The organism is Lentzea tibetensis, assembly GCF_007845675.1.
GTDB classification, from domain to species: domain Bacteria; phylum Actinomycetota; class Actinomycetes; order Mycobacteriales; family Pseudonocardiaceae; genus Lentzea; species Lentzea tibetensis.
In genome coordinates, this window is record NZ_VOBR01000026.1 from 1 (window position 1) to 20,013 (window position 20,013).

The following is a 20,013-nucleotide window of genomic DNA, read 5'->3' on the forward strand; positions in this document are numbered from 1 at the left end:
CCGGTGCGTCGGCATCCTGCATGGCTGCCTCAAAACCCGCACGCACTACGACGAGGCGACCGCCTGGTCGCATCGTGTCGAGAAGGCTGCTGCTTGACATTCAAGCTCCTGGGATGTCTTTCGGCTCTGTCGGCGGCTTCGCCGGCACGCGAAGGTGGCTGCGGGCGCAGTGAGCGTGGAGGAGTTCCGTCGATGTTTTCCCGCAAGCGTGCCGTTCTCGGCGCGCTCGGTGTTGCTGCCCTGATCACCTCGCTGACACAGGCCGGAAGCCTGGCGTCGGGACTGGAGACCTACCGCGACTCGTCGGCGTCGGTCGACCGGCGGGTCGAGGACCTGCTCCGGCGGATGACGCTGGAGGAGAAGGTCGGCCAGATGACCCAGATCCGCGTGGGCAAGCTGCGCGGTGACTGCAACTTCGCCAACGGCCCGTTGCGCGACGACTGCATGAAGACCGTGCTGTCCGACGCGCACGTCGGGTCGATCCTGTCCGGCGGTGGCGATTTCCCGGTGGAGAACACGCCTCGGGCGTGGGCGGAGATGACCAACGGGATCCAGAGGTACGCGCTGGACCACGGCAGGCTCAAGATTCCCGTCCTGTACGGCGCCGACGGCGTGCACGGCCACTCGAACGTCGTCAGCGCGACGATGTTCCCGCACCAGATCGGCCTCGGCGCCACGTGGGATCCGGCGCTGCAGGAGAAGCTCGGCCAGTCGACGTCGCGGGCGATGCGCGCGACGGGCGTGTTCTGGAACTTCGCGCCGGTGTCCGACATCTCGCGCGACACGCGGTGGGGACGCTACTACGAGACCTACAGCGAAGACCCTTACCTGGCAGGCTCTCTGGCCGCCGGAAACGTCCGGGGGCAACAGTCCCGTGTGGACGACACGGCTCAGCTGACCGCCACCGCCAAGCACTTCGCCGGCTACTCGCAGCCGTTGAACGGCCACGACCGCTCCCCCGCGCAGCTGCCGGTGCGGCTGTTGCAGGACACCGTGCTGCCGTCGTTCCAGGCGCAGTTCGACGCGGGTGTGCGCACCGTGATGATCAATTCCGGCGCGATCAACGGCGTGCCGGTGCACGCGTCCCGCTTCATGCTGCAGACGCAGCTGCGCGAGCGGATGGGGTTCAAGGGCGTCGCGATCAGCGACTGGCAGGACATGCGCTACCTGGTCGACCGGTACCACGTGGCACCGGACTACCGCGCCGCGATCGCCCAGTCCGTCAACGCCGGTGTGGACATGGCGATGGAGCCGTCGAACGCGGGCGAGTTCACCACGTTGCTGCTGGAGAACGTGCGCAGCGGTGCGGTGTCGCGCGGGCGGATCGACCAGGCGGTGCGGCGGATCCTGACGCTGAAGTTCGACCTGGGCCTGTTCGAGAAGCCGTTCGTGGACCCCGCGAAGGCCGACGCGATCGTCAACGGCGCGGACCGCGCTCTCGCTCGCCAGGCCGCTTCGGCGGGAACCGTGCTGCTGAAGAACGACGGCGTGCTGCCGCTGTCGCCGGGCGCGCGCAAGATCGTCGTGACCGGTGAGACCGCCGACGACGTCCGCCGCCAGCTCGGCGGCTGGACCGTCGAGTGGCAGGGCGTGCCGGACGACTACCCGCTCCCGCCGACCGCGACCGTGCTGACCGGCCTGCGCGAAGCAGCCGGGTCCGTGGTGCACGCGCCGGACGTGGCCTCGGCCGTCGCGGCTTCGGCGGACGCCGACGCGGTGGTCGTCGTGCTCGGCGAGAAGCCGGGCGCCGAAGGTCCTGCCGACACCGAGACACCCGCGCTGACCGCCGAGCAGCAGGCGTGGGTGGACGCGGTGCAGGCGACCGGCAAGCCGGTGGTCGTGGTGCTGCTGACCGGCCGTCCGCAGGTGCTGGGTTCGGTGGCCGACGCGAACGCGCTGGTCGCTGGCTGGCTGCCGGGCAGCGAGGGCGGCCGCGCCATCGCCGACGTCCTGTTCGGCGCGGTCAACCCGAGCGGGCGGCTGCCGGTGTCGTGGCCGAAGCTCGTCGGCGACCAGCCGCTGTCCTACGACCAGCTGCCCGGCGCCAACACGTCGGCGACGTCCAAGTACGACCCGGCCTACGCCTTCGGCCACGGCCTCTCGTACACGACGTTCGTCACAACGGGCCTGACCGCGTCGCTCTCACGCGACCAGGTCGTCGCGCGGTTCACGGTGGCCAACACCGGCTCGCGGGCGGGCTCGGTCGTGGTCCCGGTGTACGTGCACCAGCCGGTCAGCCCGGTGGCGGTGCCGGAGAAACGCCTGGTCGGATACGCGCGGGTGGACCTGCAGCCGGGTGAGAGCCGGGCCGCCGAGGTGACCTTCTCCACGCGGCAGCTGGCCGTGACCGCGGGCGACGTGGACGGCGACGGCAGGCGTGAGGTGGCCCGCAGCGCCTACGAGGTCGTCGTCGGCGCAGGGAAGGCCGGATTCACGGTGCGCTGAGCTGGCCTGATACCCTTTCTCGTCGTGCCGTGCGGCGCTCCGTCATGGAGGAGAACCGCCCTTCGCGGGTGGTGCCGACCACAAGCGCGGTACGACAACTCCGGTTTCGAACAGACAAGGGTATTCGCATGGCGAACATCAAGTCCCAGCTCAAGCGGATCAAGACCAACGAGAAGGCGCGACTGCGGAACAAGTCCGTGAAGTCGTCCCTCAAGACCGCGATCCGCAAGTTCCGCGAGGCTGCCGAGGCCGGTGACAAGGCGAAGGCGCTCGAGCTGCTGCAGGTCGCGTCCCGCCAGCTCGACAAGGCCGCCACCAAGGGCGTCATCCACGCCAACCAGGCTGCCAACAAGAAGTCGGCCATGGCGCTGCGCGTCAACCAGCTGTGATTCGACTTCTTGGGTGAGGTGTGTCTGCGGAAAGCGCAGACCATCTCGCGAATCACGTGTCTTGTGGGGGCCGAGCCCCCACACCCCGCGCCGGGGGCAAGCCCCCGGACCCCCTCAAGGGTCACCGCGCGCGGGTGAGCTTTCGAAGGGCGTCACTCCTGGTCGGGGGTGGCGCCCTTCGGCGTTTCTCAGGCGTTCGGCGACTGTCAGCGGCGGCCGTGGGCTGCGACGATGCGCAGCACGGCGCGTTCGAGCGCGTAGTCGGCGTCCGCCGCCACGCCCTTGACGTCGGCGTTCAGGCCGGCAACCACCTGCATGGCATCCGCGAGGCCCGCCGCGTCCCAGCCTCGGGACTGCTGCTGCGCCTTCTTGATCTTCCACGGCGGCATGCCGAGCTGACCGGCCAGGCTGAACGGGTCCGCCCGGCCGACCGCTGCCACGCGCGAGACCGTGCGCACGGCGTCCGCCAGCGCGTCCGCGACCAGCACGTGCGCCACGCCGAGCTGCATGGCCCAGCGCAACGCCTCCAGCGCACCCGCCCGGTCACCGACGACGGCCTTCTCTGCGACCGCGAAGCCGGTGACCTCGGCCTTGCCCTGGTGGTAGCGCCGGATCTCGTCGACCGTCACCTTGCCGTCGGTGTCCGCGACCAGCTGTGAGCTGGCCGCGGCCAGCTCACGCAGGTTCGACCCGACCGCGTCGATGAGCGTCGCCACGGCCTCACCGTCGATCTTGCCGCCCGCCTGGCGCACCTCGTTGCGGACGAACGCCTCGCGGTCCGCCGGCTTGGTGATCTTGGCGCACTCGGTGACGCGGGCCTTGGCCTTCTTGAGCGCGCCGGGCAGGTCCTTGGCGGCCTTGCTGCGGCCGCCGCCGGTGTGCGTGACGACCAGCGTGATGCCGTCCGCGGGCGCCTTGACGTAGGCGAGCACCGCGTCCGCGATCTCCTTGCCGATGTCCTGCGCACCCTGCAGAACGATCACGCGCCCCTCGGCGAACAGCGACGGGCTGACCAGTTCGGCCAGCTCCGGAGGGGTGAGGTCGCTCACTTGGACCCGCGTCAGGTCAGCCTGCGGATCGGCCGCCCTCGCCTCGTCCAGCGCGACCTTGACGGCCCGTTCGACCAGCAGCTCCTCCTCGCCGACGACGAGGTGCAGTGGATCCGGTGCACTCACGAGGGCGATCCTCCCACGGAGCACCGACATCCCATCTCGTGGACGCCGGTGGCTGATCCGCGAGATCTTGCCGTAGCTTGGATGGCACAACTGAACACCGCTCATCCAGAGGGGCAGAGGGATCGGCCCGACGAAGCCCCGGCAACCGGCGTCACGCCGTTATTTCGTGACGATCACGGTGCCAATTCCGACCCGTTCGCGGGAAAGATGAGGAGATACCTCGCGATGACTGCTGTCACTGTGCCCCCGAGCACCACCTTCGATCTCGGCCCCGCGCGCGCCCTGCTGTGTCGCGAATGCGGCAACGAGACGCCTCTCGCCCCCGAGTACGCCTGTCTCGAGTGTTTCGGGCCGCTGGAAGTGGCCTACGACTTCGGCAGGATTCGCCGCGAGGACATCGAATCCGGCCCCCGGTCGATCTGGCGCTACCGCGGCCTTCTCCCGGTCCCGTCCACTGTGGACCAGCACCCGAACACGAACCCCGGCGGCACCCGCCTGGTCGAGGCCGACCGCCTCGCGAAGGCGCTCGGCGTCCGCAAGGTGTGGGTGAAGGACGACACCGGCAACCCCACCCACTCCTTCAAGGACCGCGTCGTCGGCGTCGCACTCGCGGCAGCCCGCGAGCTCGGCTTCAAGGTGCTCGCCTGCCCGTCGACGGGCAACCTGGCGAACGCGGTGGCCGCGGCGGCCGCCCGCGCGGGCTGGCAGTCGGTTGTCCTCGTTCCCTCCTCTCTCGAGCGCGCCAAGATCCTCATGACGGCCGTGTACGAAGGCGCGCTGATCGCCGTCGACGGCAACTACGACGACGTCAACCGCCTCGCCCAGGAACTGGCCGCCGAGCACGAGGACTGGGCGTTCGTGAACGTCAACGTCCGCCCCTACTACGCCGAGGGCTCCAAGACCCTCGGCTACGAGGTCGCCGAGCAGCTCGGCTGGCGCCTGCCCGACCAGATCGTCGTCCCGATCGCCTCCGGCTCCCAGCTGACCAAGGTCGACAAGTCGTTCCGCGAACTCGGCCAGCTCGACCTCGTCGAGCAGACCCCGTACCGCGTGTTCGGCGCACAGGCCACCGGCTGCTCTCCCGTCTCGGCCGCCTTCAAGGAAGGCCACGACGTGGTCCGCCCGGTCCGCCCGGACACCATCGCCCGCTCACTGGCGATCGGTGCCCCCGCCGACGGCCCCTACGTCCTCGACGCCGTCCGCCGCACCAACGGCGCCATCGAGGACGTCACCGACGAAGAGGTCGTCGAGGGCATCAAGCTCCTCGCCCGCACCGAGGGCATCTTCGCCGAGACGGCCGGTGGCGTGACCGTGGCGACGGCCAAGAAGCTGATCGAGACCGGCCAGCTCGACCCCGACGGTGAGACCGTCCTGCTCATCACCGGCGACGGCCTCAAGACCCTCGACGCGCTCGGCGACACCATCGGCCCGCGCGCCACGGTGCCCGCGTCGGCCGAAGCCGTGATCAACGCACTGAAGTAGTCGCCCCGGACGGTGCCGCGCACCCGCGCGGCACCAGCTCTGGCCCCTGCTCGGGCCTCGGCACGTCAGCCGAGCGCGTCGCTCAGCCGACCCGGAGCAAGGGGATCTCGTCTGCTCGCCGCCAGCAGGTGCTCGGGAACCGGCCGACGTCCGGCACGTACGGACCCACCGGCTCGACGAGACCGCGCCACGCGGTGACGAACTGCGGCCAGGGCGCCTTCGCCTTGATCTGGTTGTAGTCGTTGGCCCACCAGGTGACCTGGTCGATCGTGAACTCGTCGTCGAACAGGTGGTCCGCCACGATCCGGTAGGCGTCCGCGGCGGACGCCACCTCGGTCCGCGGCAGGGCCGCCTCGACGGTCACTCTCGCGGTGATGGCTCTGCGGCCGGGATCGGTGTCCTCGCAGACGTAGTACGCGAAGTCGGGTTTCAGCTCGTCGTGCGGCCACGGGGCCGGGACGTACCTCGGTTGCCAGATGGCCCAGCCGAAACCGATGCCGCACTGGGCGAACTGGGCCCGCCCGCTGTTCAGCCTGATCCACACATCGTTCACCTTGTTCTCCTCGTTGCTACGCTCGCCGCCATGACGACCCGAAAGGGACATGGCGCGTAGGTCTCCGGCGCGCGTGCGCGCCCACCTTCGATTCGCTCCTCGCCAGTGCGACGAGATCGCCTGGCTGTCCGCTCGCGGCAGGCTCGCTGTCTCGCGGCTCGAACGCTCCCGTGGCTGGACTCCCGGCAACGGGGCCACTGCCTACCGGTCCTGGGCGATCTTCGTCCGGGACCCGATGCGGCGGTTGTGGCGGACCGAGTTCGGTTGCGGTGTCTGGGAATGCTGCCCAGACCCGGCTGAGCTCAGGGCTGTGCTCGCCGCCGTCGCCGCCGCACTGCCACCCCGCGACGCTCGCGAGTTCCGACACCGGGTGGCGAGACTCGACGACAAGTGGTGATCGCCGGCCAGCGCCCGCCACCCCACGACCGCAGACACCTCGGCGGAGGGCGAGGCGGCGTCTGGCCAGCAGGCGGAGCGGCGAGTCGACTGCGGCCCGCCCAGCGCGCACACGGCGGCCCTCACCCGTCCGCCCACCAGCGGGCGGGGCACCAAACGCACGAGCGGCTGGGGGCAGGCGTGGCCAGCAGGCGGTATCGCCGCCCGCCCACACCGGCCGCGCGGCCGCAATCCCGTGTTCGGGGGTGTGCGGCAAGGGTGCGGGCTGCATCCAGGCGCACACCCCACGGGGGCGCCGTGCGGTTGGACTGCGTGCCGGTTGCGCGAAAGGTCGGCGGTTACATGGCGATCTCCTCGGTGCGGAGCCAGCCGGTTCGGGGGAAGCGATCCAGGCACTTGAGGGCGTAGGGGCCCACCGGTTCGATGGTGCTGCGCCACGCCGTGACCAGTTGTGGCCACGGGGAGTTCGCCTTGGCCAGGTTGTAGTGGTGGGCGTGCCACTCCTCGCGGCGGATGGAGAACTTGCCGTCGAAGAGGTGTTCGGCGACCAGGCGGTAAGCCTCCTCGGGGGACGCCACTTCTGTTGGTGGCACAGCGTCTTCGACGGTTGCCCTGGCGGTCACGACTCTGCCGCCCGGCTTGTTCCGTTCGCAGACGTAGTACGCGAAGCCGGTTTCGAGGTCGTCGTGCGGCCAGTGGGTCGCGTTGTACTTGGGCTGCCACAGGGCCCAGCCGAAGCCGTAGCCGCCGTCAGCGGTCGGGGCCCAGCCGTTGTTCAGCCTGATCCACACCTGGTCCATCTCGGGTTCCTTCCTTGTTTGCGCCGGACGATTCGGACGCCCGGCAGCACTGCCAGATCTCCATCGCGATCGGTGCGCAGAACTAGCGCGCCGTTCGCTGTCAGCACGTCGATGACGTGTTTGCTCGGGTGGCCGTAGCGGTTGTCGGCGCCGACGCTCACCAGCGCCACCCGCGGGCGCACGCGGGTCAGGAACGCTGGAAGCGAGTAGCGCGAGCCGTGGTGCGGGACCTTCAGGACCTCGGCCTGCAGGTCCGGGCGGCCCAGCAGTGCGGCCTGGCCCGCGAGTTCCACGTCGCCGGTCAGCAGCACTCGGCCTGCTGGGGTGTGAGCGCGCAGCACCAGGGACTGGTCGTTCACCGCGGTGTTCTCGTCGTCACCGGTGGCCACCGGTGTGCGGCGTGGGCCGATCACCTCCAGTTCCAGGCCGGGCCACGTGAAGCGTTGGCCGGCAACGGGTTCGACTACGCGCACGCCACGAGTGCGTGCTTGGCGTTCCACCTCCCGCCACGCCCATGCGGGCTGACGCAGCGGGCCCACCGCGATCGCGCCGACAGCCCGGTCCGCCAGCACCGACGACAGGCCGCCACCCACGTGGTCGGCGTGGAGGTGGGTGAGCACCAGCAGCGGGATTTCCTTGACGTGCAACGACCGCAGGCACTTGGCCACCGCGCCGGGATCCGGGCCGGTGTCGACCAGGACGGCGCGGCCTGGGTCCGCGGTCGCCAGGACGACGGCGTCGCCCTGGGACACGTCGCAGGCGACCACCGACCAGCCCGGTGGTGGCCAGCCTGGTGCGATTCCCTTCAGCGGCACCAAAGCGATGAAGCCACCGACCAGGAACGCGACCACCAGCACCCGCGTGCGGCGCAGGCGGAGCAGTGCCGCGGCCGTGGCGATCACGACCAGCAGGAGCAGTGCGCCCAGCCAGCCCTCCGGCCAGGACACGGACGCTCCTGGCACAGCGGCCGCGTGTCTGCCCACGGCGATCAGCCAGTCGACCTCCGGGCCCGCGATCCGCACCAGCAGTTCGGCGGTCCACCGGTGCAGCGGCGCTACCACCGCGGCCAGCACGCCCAGCACCGTTGCCGGTGCCACAACCGGTGCGGCAGCCAGGTTCGCGGCCACCGCCACCAGGCTCACCTCGCCGGACAGACCGGCCACCAGCGGTGCGGTGGCCAGGTTCGCCGCCACCGGCACCACCAGCGCCTCAGCCAGACCGACCGGCACACCGCGGTCCCGAAGGGCGCGGGCCCAGCGCGGTGCCAGCAGCACCAGGGACGCTGTTGCCACCACCGAGAGCGCGAAGCCCGGTTCGGTGGCCAGTGCCGGGTCGTACAGGACGAGGCACAGCACCGCGAAGGCCAGAGCGGACAAGGCGGAGCGTTCACGGCCCAAGACCAGTGCGAGCAGCGCTACCGCCGCCATCGCCGCGGCACGCAGGACGCTCGGTTCCGGTCCGGCCAGCAGGACGAACCCGATCAGGGCGGCCAGGCAGCCTGCCGCGCAGAGCTTGGGCCCCGCGTGGAGCGCACGGAGCAGCAACAGGACCGCACCGCACAAGATCGCCAGATTCGCGCCGCTCACCGCGAGCAGATGGGACAGGCCCGCGGTGCGGAACTCGTCCACGACCCGTGGCGACATGCCCTCGGTGTCACCGACGACCAGCGCGGGCAGCAGGCCCGCCGACTCGGGGGCCAGCACCTGGCTCGCCGAGCGCAGGCCGGCGCGCAGGCTTTCGGCGCCGCGTTGCCAGACCGGCGCGGCGCCGAGGAGCTGCGGCGGGCCGCGCACTCTCAGGAGGGCCACCGTCAGGTCGCCGCCGCGTGGTGGCGCCAGGGTGCCTTTCACGAGTACCGGTTGGCCCGGCAGGAGGTCGCGCCAGCGTTCGGCGGGAGCCAGCAGGATCACGCGGGCGCCGTGCACCTGAGCGCCCATGACGACCTGGGCGATACCGCCCTGCCGTGAGCCGAAGCCTTCCGAGCGCACGCCTCGCGGACGGTCGGTGATCTCCGCCCGCACGGTGACCTGGTCGCCCCGGTCCGCCGCGAAGCGCAGCGGGTGGGACTCGGCCCGGTGGACCTGAGTGCCGATCCACATCGCCACCACCGGGCCGCAGACCATGAGCGCCAGAGCGCACGCCCGGCCCGTCCAGCCGCGGCGGAGGCACGTCAGGCCGGCCAGGCCAGCCACGGCGCCGGCGACCAGGGCGACCTGCCAGCTCAGCAGGAGGCCGGCCAGAGCCACTCCCCACACCGCCAGCGAGGCCGGGACCAGGCGGAAGTCGTGTCTGGTCGTCATGTGCGGAGTCGATCGGAGAGCTTCGCCAGCTTGCTGTCGCCGATGCCGTCCACCTCGCGGAGCTGCTCGACGGACGCGAACGGGCCGTGCCGGGTGCGCCAGTCGACGATGCGCTGCGCCGTCACCGGTCCCACGCCCGGCAACTCGTCGAGCTGGGCCTGCGTGGCGGTGTTCAGGTCGAGCTTCTGGTCGGTCGCACCACCACCGGGCGGCGGTGGCACGCCGACGGCGATCTGCTCGCCGTCGGTGACCTTGCGCGCCAGGTTGAGGCCGTGCAGATCCGTGCCCGCGACCGGACCACCCGCGGCGTCCACCGCGTCGGCGACGCGGGCACCGCTCGTCACCGTCACCAGGCCGGGGCGCGGCACGGCGCCGACGACGTTCACGACGAGCCGCTCGGGCGCGGAACTGGACACGACCGCCAGTTCGGGCGGGTGCTCGACGGGCGGGCGTTGCCACCACGCGCCCAGCCCGACGACCAGGCCGACCGCGGCGACGGCCCAGGCGAGCAGGCCTCGGCGGGGCAGCCGCGGCAGGCGGCGACGGGCGCGGCCGTGCTCTTCGGCGTCCTCGGACTTGGCGAACACGACGGAGGGGTTGCTGGTGGCCTCGTCGGCCAGTGCGGCCAGGCGGGCTCGGGGCAGGTCGGCCTGGGGGTGGCGGGGGAACATGGGGACGACGCTAGGGCGGGGGATGGCGGGGCGGGGGCGGTGATGATCCAGATGTGGACAGGTCCGCGGGTGTGGACAAGTCACCCTCAGCCGCACCTCGGTGGCGCGGGGTTGTCGGTGGGGTGTGGTATCAGCCCGCGATCGCGGGAAGACCGCCCGGCAGCACCACGACGCCCAGCACGCCCGGTCCCGTGTGCGCGCCGATCACGGCGCCGACCTCGGAGATGACGCACCCGGCCGACCCGTTCAGCCGCTCGTCCAGCCTGGTCGCCAGCTCCGCCGCGCGGTCGGGCGCGGCCAGGTGGTGCACCGCGAGCCCCACCGGTCCGGGCCCCGCCGCCGACACCGCGAGATCCACCAGACGCCCGACGGCACGCCCCATCGTGCGCACCTTCTCCAGCGGCACGATCCGGCCGTCGTCCATGTGCAGCAACGGTTTCACCGCCAGCGCGGTACCCACGAGAGCCGCCGCGGTACCGATCCGCCCACCGCGCCGCAGGAAGTCCAGCGTCTCCACGCAGAAGAACATCCGCGTCCGCACGCCGGCGGCCGCGTCGAACACGCCGTCGAGCGACTCACCGCGCGACGCGGCGGCACAGGCCGCGAGCACCGCGAACCCGAGCCCCATCCCGGTCGACCGCGAGTCGACGACCCGCACGCGAGCGGGATCGACCTCCTCGGCCGCCAGCCGCGCGGCCTCCCACGTGCCGGACAGGTCGCGGGACAGGTGCACGGACACGATCGCGTCCGTGTCGGACGCCAACAGCGACCGGTAGACGCCGGCCAGCTCGCCCGGTGTCGGCCGCGACGTGGTGACCCTGCGGTGCTCGCCGAGCGCGAGCGCGAGCTCGGCCGGACCGAAGTCGACGCCGTCGAGGCGCCCGTCGCCGTCCACCGCCACGTGCAGCGGCACCACGGTGATCGAATGGCGCTGCGCGAACCCCTCCGGCAGGTACGCCGTGGAGTCGGTGACGATGGTGATGCGCACGATCGACGAGCCTACGGCCCTCACCCGTCGGAGTGACTGACCGCCACGGACCTGATCAGTTCAGCCATCGCCGAACCGACCAGCTCGTGTCCCTCCCAGCCCCAGTGCATGCCGTCGGGGTTGCCCCGACCGTCGCGCACGTGCGAGCCGATCACGGACGGCAGGTCCAGCAGCGGAACCGAGTCTCGCGCACCCCACGCCCGCACCGCGCGCACGGCCGCCGCGTGGCCCGTGTGCACGCCGCCGTACGACGACGCCCGGTGCACCGACGGCACGATCCCCACGATCGGCATGTCGTACTCGAGGTTGCGCACCGACCGCAGCGAGTCCGACAGGTACCGGACGGTCAGGTGCGGCGGCAACGCCACCGGCCAACCGCCCAGCAGCCGCGCGAGGTGAGGCTGCGCCGACACGTACGACTGACGCACCCACCTGCGCAGACCGTCCGGCCGCAGGTACCGCAGCCCGAGCCGCAGGTAGGTCGGCAGCGGCGACGGCAGCGTGTCCATGCTGCCCACCGCGAACACGATGACGTCCGTGCGCGGCAGCAACGACCACACGCGCGGGTCACCGGTCAACGCCCACCAGGCGTCCCGCGCGGTCCAGCCGAACCCGGCCGCCAGCTCGGCGTGCCCGCCCAGTGACGCGGCCGCGATGTTGTGCCACAGCCGCGGGTGATCGGCGGGGAGCGGTCCGTCAGGCCCGTGGAAGGCCAGCGAGTCGGCCAGTACGAGCAGTCTCAACGGGTGGTGCCCGCGTTGTAGGACGACAGCCGCCACCGGCCCGCACGCCGGGTGAACACGGTCCAGTGGCAGTTGCTGATCCCGGCGAGCTGCGACCACGCCTCCACCGGCAGGTCGAGCATCCGCCCGGTCAGCGAGCTGATCAGGCCACCGTGCGCGCACAGCATCGCGGTGCCGGAGAACTCCGCGTCGACCTCGTTGACGACCTGGACGGCGCGTTCGGCGACCTCGACCCGGCTCTCGCCGTCCGGCGGCGTGAACGTCGCGTCGGACCGCCACACGTCGACCGCGCCCGGCCACTCGGCCTCGACCTCGTCGAGGGTCAGGCCCTGCCACTTGCCGAGGTGCGTCTCCCGCAGCCGCTCGTCGATGCGCAGCGGGATGCCGACGGCCGACGTGAACACCGTCGCGGTGTCCCGCGCGCGGCGCAGGTCCGAGGCCACGACGACCTCCGAGCCGAACCCGGTGAGCACCGGGACGGCGAACCTGGCCTGGTTCATCCCCGTCTCGGTGAGCATCGAGTCCAGGTGACCCTGCATGCGACCGGTCGCGTTGTATTCGGTTTCACCGTGCCGCCACAGCACGAGCCGGCTCAGGGTCATCTTCTACCTCACGCTTCCGCGGAAGACGCTGCTTCGGCGGAGGCCTCGAACTCGATCCGCGGGCAGTCCTTCCAGAGCCGCTCGAGACCGTAGAAGCTGCGCTCCTCGACGTGCTGCACGTGCACCACCACGTCGACGAAGTCCAGCAGCACCCAGCGGCCTTCGCGCGCACCCTCGCGGCGAACCGGCTTGGTGCCGGACTCCCGCATCTTCTCCTCGATGTTGTCGACGATCGCCCCGACCTGCCGCTCGTTGGGAGCGGACGCGATCACGAAGCAGTCCGTGATCACCAGTTGGTCGGAGACGTCGAGCACCATCACGTCGTGCGCCTTCTTGTCGGACGCCGCGTTCGCGGCGACCAGCGCCAGCCGTCGTGCCTCGTCGGTGGCTGCCACGTCACTCCTCTAACTTCCGGCGAGCGCTGATGCGCCCACACGAGTTAATGAGGGTACCGGCGACGGCCAGCAGGTACTTTCCTGGATTTCCAGGACATGACGAAGCCCACCCCCGTTCGGAGGTGGGCTTCGGCGAAAGCTGCTGCCTAGAGCGGCTTGACCTGCTGGGCCTGCGGCCCCTTCTGGCCCTGCCCGATCTCGAACTCGACCTTCTGGTTCTCCTCCAGGCTGCGGAAACCACCACTCTGGATCTCGGAGTAGTGGACGAACACGTCCGCACTACCGTCGTCCGGGGCGATGAACCCGAACCCCTTCTCGGAGTTGAACCACTTCACGATGCCTGTAGCCAAAGTCTTGCCTTTCACCAACCGCCAACAACTGGTCGATTCTGACCCTCTTGGGGCCGAAGCGCGACCGAAATCCACCCGAACGTGGGTCAAGCGTCAGGTTCGCTGTACAGCCCGGTCTTCGAGATGTACTGCACGACACCGTCCGGCACGAGGTACCAGACGGGCAGACCTGCGGCGTTGCGCGCGCGGCAGTCCGTGGACGAGATGGCCATCGCGGGCACCTCCACCAGCGACACCGCCCCAGGTGGGAGGTGGTGGTCGTTCAGCGTGTACCCCGGTCGGGTGACGCCGATGAAGTGCGCGAGCGCGAACGCGTCCGCCGCGCGGCGCCACGACAGGATCTGCTCGAGCGCGTCCGCGCCGGTGATGAAGAACAGCTCCGCGTCGGGGTGCTTCGCCTTGAGATCGGTCAGCGTGTCGACCGTGTAGGTGGGGCCGTCGCGGTCGACGTCGACCCTGCTGACCGAGAAACGCGGGTTGGACGCGGTCGCGATGACCGTCATCAGGTATCTGTCCTCGGCGGGGCTGACCACGCGGGAGGTCTTCTGCCACGGCTGGCCGGTGGGCACGAAGATGACCTGGTCGAGCTCGAACCTGGCCTGCACTTCGCTCGCTGCGACCAGGTGGCCGTGGTGGATGGGGTCGAAGGTGCCACCCATGACGCCGATGCGCATAGCTGATCAGCGTAGACGGGCAGCGGCCGCTCCCATGGCCGCCACCCGTCGCGCCTTGATCACACCGGACGGTCCGGGGGGAGGATGGACCGTACGGGTCGCGGCCCACCCCGAAGCGGAGCCGCGTACCCGAGGAACGGCCGTGTCACGCGCGCATGACGTGAATCCGCGAACTTTTCCTCACCACGTCACGACGAGCCGCCGCGGGCCGCGCACGAGCGTCCCGGTGCGGAACTCGACGGGCTCGGCGAGCCGCAGTCCGGGCAGCCGTCGCAGCAACGTGCCCACCGCGACCTGCAGTTCCACCCGCGCCAGCTGGGCGCCGAGGCAGAAGTGGATGCCGTGCCCGAACGCCAGGTGGTGACCGACCTTGCGGTGCAGGTCGAGCCGGTCGGCGTGGTCGAACACGGACTCGTCGCGGTTGCCCGACGCCATGCTGACCAGCACCGTGTCGCCCGCGGGGATGGTCACGCCGCCGAGCTCGACGTCCTCCAGCGCGACACGGGCGAACCCGCCGGCCGCACCCAGCGGGATGAACCTGAGCAGCTCTTCGAGTGCGGACGGCAGCAGGTCCGGGTCGGCGCGCAACGCCGCCAGCTGGTCCGGGTGGTCGAACAGGGTGGCGACGACGTTGCCGATCTGGTTCGAGGTCGTCTCGTGGCCCGCGACCAGCAGCGTGACGCCGAAGACGACCAGCTCGTGCTCGGCGAGCTGGTCGCCCTCGTCGCGGGCGAGCACGAGCGCGCTGAAGAGGTCGTCGGTCGGCTGTTCGCGGCGCTGGGCGACGAGGCCGGCGAAGTACTCGACCAGCTTGGTGAGGCCGTCGGCGCTCTCCTCGGCCGTGTACGCGCCGGTCGTCATGAGCTGCTCGGACCACCGGCGGAAGTCGCCGTGGTCGGCGTACGGGACGCCCAGGAGGTCGCAGATGATCGTGATCGGCAACGGCAGCGCGAGGTTCTCGACCAGGTCGACGGGGTTGTCGAACCCGTCGATCAGCCGGTCGGTGATCTCCTGCGCCCGCGGCCGCAGCTCCTCCATGCGGCGCACCGTGAACGCCTTGGACACCAGCCTGCGCAGCCGGGTGTGCTCCGGCGCGTCCATCGCGAGGATCGAACCGCCGCGCGCGGTGTTGGGCGTCATCCTGGGCACGTCCGCGCCGACCGCGGCCGCCCGGCTGAACCTCGGGTCGGCCAGTACCGTCCGCACGTCCTCGTACCTGGTGACGAGCCAGCCGTCACCGCCGAACGGGGCGGTGATGCGGCAGACCGGTTCCCCCTGGCGCAGCTCCGCGTACCGGGGGTCGTGCTTGAGACCATCGTTCTCGCTGAAGGGATAGGTCCTCGGCATGCCACCGACGTTAGTCATGTCACCAGGTCACGTGGAGCGCAACTGACCACATGCGCCGACGTCACGTCTCACGCACGCGGGCGGACATGCCCCTCGCCCCACGCCACCCACTTGGACGAGGTCAGCTCGGACAGGCCCATCGGACCGCGTGCGTGCAGCTTCTGGGTGGAGATGCCGATCTCCGCGCCCATGCCGAACTCGGCGCCGTCCGTCCACGCCGTGGAGGCGTTGACGAACACCGCCGCCGCGTCCACTCGCGCGGTGAACCGGCGCGCGGCGCGCACGTCGTCCGTCACGATCGCCTCGGTGTGGCCGGAGCCGTGCCGCGCGATGTGCCGCACGGCCTCGTCGAGCGAGTCGACCACGCGGGCGGAGATGTCGAGCGACAGGTACTCGGTGCCCCAGTCCTCGTCCGTGGCGGGCACGACGCCCTGTTGCCTCGTGAACTGCTCGTCGCCGTGGATCGTGACCTCGGCGTTCTGCAGCGCCTTCGTGATGCGCGGGACGAACGCCTCCGCGACGTCCGCGTGCACCAGCAGCGACTCGGCCGCGTTGCAGACGCTGGTTCGCCGGGTCTTGGAGTTGAGGACGATGCTCTCGGCCATGTCGAGGTCGGCGTGCGCGTCGACGTACACGTGGCAGTTGCCGACGCCGGTCTCGATGGTGGGCACGGTGGCCTGCTCGACGACGGCGTTGATCAGTCCGGCGCCGCCGCGCGGGATGACGAGGTCCACCAGGCCGCGCGCGGTGATGAGATGCGTGACGCTCGCGCGGTCGTGGCACGGCAGGAGCTGCACGCAGTCCGCGGGCAGGCCTGCCTTGTCGAGCGCGTCGCGCAGCACCTCGACGAGCGCGGTGTTGGAGTGCTCGGCGGTGCTCGATCCGCGCAGCAGCGCGGCGTTGCCGGACTTCAGCGCGAGGCCCGCCGCGTCGACCGTGACGTTCGGACGCGCTTCGTAGACCATGCCGACCACGCCCATCGGGACGCGGACCTGACGCAGCTCCAGCCCGTTCGGCAGGATCGAGCCGCGGAGCACCTCACCCACTGGATCCGCAAGTCCCGCAACGGTTTCCAAGCCCTTGGCGACGCCTTCGATCCTGGTTTCGCTGAGAGCGAGGCGGTCGAGGATGCCTTCTGGGAGGCCTGCTGCCCTGCCCGCCTCGATGTCCTTCGCGTTGGCCTCGAGGATCTCCGGGGCGCGGGAGCGCAGCGCGGCGGCCATCTCGTGCAGCGCGGTGTCCTTGCGCTCGCGGGTGGCCAGGACGAGCTCGTCGGCGGCGACGCGGGCACGGCGGGCGGCGGCGTGCACCTGTTCGCGCAGGTCGTCAGTCACGTCCTCCAGCCTACGACCCCACGCCAATCAGAAACTGTCGGTGCCCCGTGGCATGGTGGGCCACGTGGACGACATCGCTTTGCGGGAACTGGCCGAAGAACGCCTGCGGGCCCTCGCGGGTCCGGAGGCGACCCTGCGCGAGGACCAGTGGACGGCGATCCACGCCCTCGTCGCGCAACGCCGCCGCGCGCTGGTCGTGCAGCGCACCGGGTGGGGCAAGTCGGCCGTGTACTTCATCGCGACGGCGTTGCTGCGCGAGCTGGGTGAGGGGCCGACGGTCATCGTGTCGCCGCTGCTCGCGTTGATGCGCAACCAGGTCAGCGCGGCGGCGCGGCTCGGTGTGCACGCGGCGACGATCAACTCGGCTAACACGGACGAGTGGACTTCGGTGCAGGAGCAGGTGTCCGCGGGTGAGGTGGACGTGCTTCTGGTCAGTCCGGAACGGCTGAACAACCCGGACTTCCGCGACACGGTGCTGCCGTCGCTGACCGCGTCGGCGGGGATGCTCGTGGTCGACGAGGCGCACTGCATCTCGGACTGGGGCCACGACTTCCGGCCGGACTACCGCAGGCTGCGCACGTTGCTCACTGAACTGCCACCGGGTGTGCCGGTGCTGGCGACCACGGCGACGGCGAACGACCGGGTCGTGCACGACGTCACCGAGCAGCTGGGGCTGGGTTCCGGGTCGGACACGCTGGTCATGCGCGGGCCGCTCGATCGGCAGAGCCTGCACCTGTCCGTGGCGCGGCTGCCCAACGCCGAGGCGCGGCTCGGCTGGCTCGCCGAGCACCTGGCGAAGCTGCCCGGCTCGGGGATCATCTACACGCTGACCGTGGCGCAGGCGGACGACGTGGCGGCGTTCCTGCGCGACCGCGGTTACGAGGTCGCCGCGTACTCGGGCAAGACCGAGCAGGCGGAACGGTTGCGCGCGGAGGACGACCTGCTCGCGAACCGGGTCAAAGCGCTGGTGGCGACGTCCGCGCTGGGCATGGGTTTCGACAAGCCGGACCTCGGGTTCGTGGTGCACCTGGGCGCGCCGCAGTCGCCGATCGCGTACTACCAGCAGATCGGCCGTGCGGGCCGTGGTGTGGAACGCGCCGAGGTGCTGCTGCTGCCCGGCCCGGAGGACAAGGACATCTGGGCCTACTTCGCGTCTCTCGCCTTCCCGCCGGAACTGGTGGTGCGGCAGGTGCTGGGCGCGCTGGGCGACCGTCCACTGTCGACAGCCGCGCTGGAGCCGATGGTGGAGCTGTCGCGCACGCGGCTCGAGGTCGTGCTGAAGGTGCTGGACGTCGACGGTGCGGTGAAGCGGGTGCGCGGCGGCTGGGAGTCGACCGGCCAGCCGTGGTCCTACGACGCCGAGCGGTACGGGCGCATCGCCGCGGCGCGCCGGGCCGAGCAGGACGCGATGCTCGGTTACCTCGGCACGACCGACTGCCGGATGCAGTTCCTGCAGCTGCAGCTCGACGACCCGCACGCCCGGCCCTGCGGACGGTGTGACAACTGCACCGGCACGCAGGTGTCGACGTCGGTGTCCTCGGACGCGGCGGCCGCGGCGCGCGACCGGCTGATGCGCCCCGGTGTGGACGTGGCGCCGCGCAAGATGTGGCCGACCGGCATGGCCGCGATCGGGGTGTCGCTGTCCGGGCGCATCAAGGCCGGGGACATGGCGGAGACCGGGCGCGCGCTGGGCAGGCTCACCGACATCGGCTGGGGCAACCGGCTGCGCACCCTGCTCGCGGACGGCAACGACGAGCCCATCCCGGACGACGTGTTCCAGGCGTGCGTCAAGGTCCTCACCGGCTGGGGCTGGGAGCAGCGCCCGGTCGGCGTCGTGACCGTGGGGTCACGACGCCGGCCTGACCTGGTCGGCAGCTTCGGCCAGCGGATCTCCGCGATCGGCAGGCTGCCGCTGCTCGGCCAGGTGTGGGTGGGCGAGTCGACGCACCGCGCGAACTCCGCGCAGCGGCTCGCCGGGCTGGTGCGGGAGACCCAGGCCCCCGACCTGTCCGGTGTGGACGGTCCGGTGCTGCTGGTGGACGACCAGGTCGACACCGGCTGGACCATGACCGTCGCGGCACGGCTGCTGCGTCAGGCCGGAGTGCCGGCCGTGCTGCCGTTCGCGTTGGGGGTGACCGCCTAGTCGAACGAGCGCGCGACGGTGGTGCCGTCGCTGATGTGCAGGATCACGTCGACGCAGTCGACAGTCGCTTGGTCGAGCGGGAAGTAGTGCTGCGGTGAGGTGGTTTGGGTCCGCATGCGGGTAGCCGTGACCGCGGTGGCCTTGATCAGCCCCCAGGTGGTGACGAGGCCCTGCAGGAAGCCCTCGTAGGTGTCCGGCTCGGGATCCCCGAGCTCGAAGGCTTCGGCGCGGCCCAGGCTGCCGGCGACGACGGTGTACTGCTCGCCGAGCAAGGACGCCATGACGGCACCGGCGCCGGACCAGGTGAGGTCTTTGTCTCCCATGCGCCAGGCGCTCGGGTTCCGCCGCAGGTGCAGGTTGTGAGCGAAGACCAGGGTCGGGCCCCGGCTCGTCTCGATGGCGCGGATGTCGAGGAGGTTCTGGGCCATCAGCGCATCGCGGGTGCCGAGCAGGAGAGCGATCCGCGCACTCTGTTCGAGGGGTTTGGCTGCCTCCCGGTGGTAACGCAGCAGGCCGATGCCGGCGGTGAGATGCGTCTTGATCCTGTACCACTCGGCGCGTGAGGTCGCCGCGATCAGTTCCGCGGCACGGGCGTACAGCGAGTCGAGCATGTCCTGGGCGAGCGTTCGCAGCCTGTCGGCGTCAGCCGTGGCACCGATCGACTCGGCCGCGTTCAAAATCGCCTCCGAGCGGCTCCAGCGTTCGTCGTCACCCAGGAGGCTCGCGAGCTCGAGGTCGAGTCCCAGGTAGTCGCGGGCGTGTTCGAGGTAGGTCCGCGGGCTGGGCGCGCTGTAGTTCTCGGTCGGGGCGTCGAAGCCGTGGAACGACACTCGTTCCTCGGGCGGTCGGTGCTGGTTGTGCTCACGCATCCAGGTGACCAGCTGCCGGTTGCCGTCCAGGTTTCCGAACCCGTGGGAGAAGCCTTCGCTCAGCACCGCGTCCAGGCTGCCGATCCCGTCCTGGACGAAGTCGTTCACGGCGAGCGCGGCCACGCGATCGGTTTCGAGTGCGATCGACCGGAAGCCGCGGCCGACCAGCTGGGCGAACAGCTCGTTGCGGACCCGAGCGAAGGCCGGTTCCTGGTGCGTCGGTTCACCGAAGGCCAGCAGGTCACATGAGGGCGTTACGAAGTCGCAGATTTCCTGGCTCATGTGTCTCAATCGTATCGTTGAAAGCTCTGTTGAGACTTCTGCTCCGCTGACTGCTCGGTTCTGCGGTAAAGTCTC

Annotated in this window: 19 protein-coding genes and 1 riboswitch; of the genes, 5 read left to right on the plus strand and 14 right to left on the minus strand. The window is 70.8% G+C overall.

Annotated features, from left to right (window positions below):
• The first annotated feature begins 192 nt into the window (after nt 1–192).
• On the plus strand, nt 193–2,445 hold the full coding sequence (locus tag FKR81_RS32080; protein WP_146357740.1) for a glycoside hydrolase family 3 N-terminal domain-containing protein: 2,253 nt from the start codon (nt 193–195) through the stop codon (nt 2,443–2,445).
• Nucleotides 2,446–2,573: 128 nt separating this feature from the next.
• On the plus strand, nt 2,574–2,834 hold the full coding sequence (gene rpsT / locus FKR81_RS32085; protein ID WP_146357742.1) for a 30S ribosomal protein S20: 261 nt from the start codon (nt 2,574–2,576) through the stop codon (nt 2,832–2,834).
• Nucleotides 2,835–3,040: 206 nt separating this feature from the next.
• Here rpsT and holA read toward each other — a convergent pair whose 3' ends face one another.
• Nucleotides 3,041–4,039, minus strand: a complete 999-nt coding sequence (holA, locus tag FKR81_RS32090) for a DNA polymerase III subunit delta (protein WP_146357744.1) — start codon at nt 4,037–4,039, stop codon at nt 3,041–3,043.
• Nucleotides 4,040–4,107: 68 nt separating this feature from the next.
• A riboswitch (SAM riboswitch) is annotated at nt 4,108–4,223 on the plus strand.
• Nucleotides 4,224–4,234: 11 nt separating this feature from the next.
• Here holA and thrC point away from each other — a divergent pair.
• On the plus strand, nt 4,235–5,491 hold the full coding sequence (gene thrC, locus FKR81_RS32095) for a threonine synthase (protein WP_146357746.1): 1,257 nt from the start codon (nt 4,235–4,237) through the stop codon (nt 5,489–5,491).
• 82 nt (nt 5,492–5,573) lie between these two features.
• Here thrC and FKR81_RS32100 read toward each other — a convergent pair whose 3' ends face one another.
• The gene (locus FKR81_RS32100) at nt 5,574–6,044 is read right to left on the minus strand and encodes a hypothetical protein (RefSeq protein WP_146357748.1); all 471 of its coding nucleotides are present in this window, start codon (nt 6,042–6,044) and stop codon (nt 5,574–5,576) included.
• 73 nt (nt 6,045–6,117) lie between these two features.
• Between FKR81_RS32100 and FKR81_RS32105 the strand changes: the two genes are divergently transcribed.
• The gene (locus FKR81_RS32105) at nt 6,118–6,441 is read left to right on the plus strand and encodes a hypothetical protein (protein WP_235921880.1); all 324 of its coding nucleotides are present in this window, start codon (nt 6,118–6,120) and stop codon (nt 6,439–6,441) included.
• A 337-nt stretch (nt 6,442–6,778) separates the two neighbouring features.
• On the opposite strand, the gene FKR81_RS32110 is transcribed toward FKR81_RS32105, so the two are convergent.
• The 11 genes from FKR81_RS32110 to FKR81_RS32160 all read right to left on the minus strand — a co-directional run bounded on the left by FKR81_RS32110 (nt 6,779) and on the right by FKR81_RS32160 (nt 16,644).
• The gene (locus tag FKR81_RS32110) at nt 6,779–7,240 is read right to left on the minus strand and encodes a hypothetical protein (RefSeq protein WP_146357750.1); all 462 of its coding nucleotides are present in this window, start codon (nt 7,238–7,240) and stop codon (nt 6,779–6,781) included.
• Nucleotides 7,216–9,540, minus strand: a complete 2,325-nt coding sequence (locus FKR81_RS32115; RefSeq protein ID WP_146357752.1) for a DNA internalization-related competence protein ComEC/Rec2 — start codon at nt 9,538–9,540, stop codon at nt 7,216–7,218. Before FKR81_RS32115 ends, FKR81_RS32110 begins: the two co-directional genes overlap by 25 nt.
• Complete coding sequence (locus tag FKR81_RS32120; protein WP_146357754.1) at nt 9,537–10,211, minus strand: ComEA family DNA-binding protein; 675 nt, start codon at nt 10,209–10,211, stop codon at nt 9,537–9,539. The genes FKR81_RS32115 and FKR81_RS32120 overlap by 4 nt, the downstream gene beginning before the upstream one ends.
• Nucleotides 10,212–10,341: 130 nt before the next feature.
• Nucleotides 10,342–11,199, minus strand: coding sequence for a DegV family protein (locus tag FKR81_RS32125; protein WP_146357756.1), 858 nt, complete (start codon nt 11,197–11,199; stop codon nt 10,342–10,344).
• 20 nt (nt 11,200–11,219) lie between these two features.
• A complete protein-coding gene (octT, locus tag FKR81_RS32130; RefSeq protein WP_146357757.1) occupies nt 11,220–11,942 on the minus strand; it encodes a diglucosylglycerate octanoyltransferase in 723 nt (240 codons plus the stop codon).
• Nucleotides 11,939–12,544, minus strand: a complete 606-nt coding sequence (locus FKR81_RS32135) for a histidine phosphatase family protein (RefSeq protein WP_146357759.1) — start codon at nt 12,542–12,544, stop codon at nt 11,939–11,941. The genes octT and FKR81_RS32135 overlap by 4 nt, the downstream gene beginning before the upstream one ends.
• An 8-nt stretch (nt 12,545–12,552) precedes the next feature.
• Nucleotides 12,553–12,939 carry a ribosome silencing factor gene (gene rsfS / locus FKR81_RS32140; protein ID WP_146357761.1) on the minus strand — a complete coding sequence of 129 codons (387 nt, stop codon included), beginning with the start codon at nt 12,937–12,939 and terminating at the stop codon, nt 12,553–12,555.
• 146 nt (nt 12,940–13,085) lie between these two features.
• A complete protein-coding gene (locus tag FKR81_RS32145) occupies nt 13,086–13,289 on the minus strand; it encodes a cold-shock protein (protein WP_146357763.1) in 204 nt (67 codons plus the stop codon).
• Between the two features lie 86 nt (nt 13,290–13,375).
• Nucleotides 13,376–13,963 carry a nicotinate-nucleotide adenylyltransferase gene (gene nadD / locus FKR81_RS32150; protein WP_146357765.1) on the minus strand — a complete coding sequence of 196 codons (588 nt, stop codon included), beginning with the start codon at nt 13,961–13,963 and terminating at the stop codon, nt 13,376–13,378.
• 180 nt (nt 13,964–14,143) lie between these two features.
• On the minus strand, nt 14,144–15,328 hold the full coding sequence (locus FKR81_RS32155) for a cytochrome P450 (RefSeq protein ID WP_146357767.1): 1,185 nt from the start codon (nt 15,326–15,328) through the stop codon (nt 14,144–14,146).
• Nucleotides 15,329–15,378: 50 nt separating this feature from the next.
• Complete coding sequence (locus FKR81_RS32160) at nt 15,379–16,644, minus strand: glutamate-5-semialdehyde dehydrogenase (protein WP_146357768.1); 1,266 nt, start codon at nt 16,642–16,644, stop codon at nt 15,379–15,381.
• Between the two features lie 64 nt (nt 16,645–16,708).
• On the opposite strand from FKR81_RS32160, the gene FKR81_RS32165 reads away from it, so the two are divergent.
• The gene (locus tag FKR81_RS32165) at nt 16,709–18,787 is read left to right on the plus strand and encodes a RecQ family ATP-dependent DNA helicase (protein WP_146357770.1); all 2,079 of its coding nucleotides are present in this window, start codon (nt 16,709–16,711) and stop codon (nt 18,785–18,787) included.
• Here the strand turns inward: FKR81_RS32165 and FKR81_RS32170 are convergent.
• Entirely contained in the window at nt 18,784–19,938 is a 1,155-nt protein-coding gene (locus FKR81_RS32170) for an erythromycin esterase family protein (protein ID WP_146357980.1), read from the minus strand. The genes FKR81_RS32165 and FKR81_RS32170 overlap by 4 nt on opposite strands.
• Between the last annotated feature and the right edge of the window lie 75 nt (nt 19,939–20,013).

What these genes read in the sequence shown, in the direction of transcription:
- nadD (WP_146357765.1), bottom strand. Translation starts at nt 13,963, where the DNA reads ATGCGCATCGGCGTCATGGGTGGCACCTTCGACCCCATCCACCACGGC.
- thrC (WP_146357746.1), top strand. Translation starts at nt 4,235, where the DNA reads ATGACTGCTGTCACTGTGCCCCCGAGCACCACCTTCGATCTCGGCCCC.
- FKR81_RS32115 (WP_146357752.1), bottom strand. Translation starts at nt 9,540, where the DNA reads ATGACGACCAGACACGACTTCCGCCTGGTCCCGGCCTCGCTGGCGGTG.
- holA (WP_146357744.1), bottom strand. Translation starts at nt 4,039, where the DNA reads ATGTCGGTGCTCCGTGGGAGGATCGCCCTCGTGAGTGCACCGGATCCA.
- FKR81_RS32080 (WP_146357740.1), top strand. Translation starts at nt 193, where the DNA reads ATGTTTTCCCGCAAGCGTGCCGTTCTCGGCGCGCTCGGTGTTGCTGCC.
- FKR81_RS32155 (WP_146357767.1), bottom strand. Translation starts at nt 15,328, where the DNA reads ATGACTAACGTCGGTGGCATGCCGAGGACCTATCCCTTCAGCGAGAAC.
- FKR81_RS32120 (WP_146357754.1), bottom strand. Translation starts at nt 10,211, where the DNA reads ATGTTCCCCCGCCACCCCCAGGCCGACCTGCCCCGAGCCCGCCTGGCC.
- FKR81_RS32170 (WP_146357980.1), bottom strand. Translation starts at nt 19,938, where the DNA reads ATGAGCCAGGAAATCTGCGACTTCGTAACGCCCTCATGTGACCTGCTG.
- FKR81_RS32110 (WP_146357750.1), bottom strand. Translation starts at nt 7,240, where the DNA reads ATGGACCAGGTGTGGATCAGGCTGAACAACGGCTGGGCCCCGACCGCT.
- FKR81_RS32135 (WP_146357759.1), bottom strand. Translation starts at nt 12,544, where the DNA reads ATGACCCTGAGCCGGCTCGTGCTGTGGCGGCACGGTGAAACCGAATAC.
- rpsT (WP_146357742.1), top strand. Translation starts at nt 2,574, where the DNA reads ATGGCGAACATCAAGTCCCAGCTCAAGCGGATCAAGACCAACGAGAAG.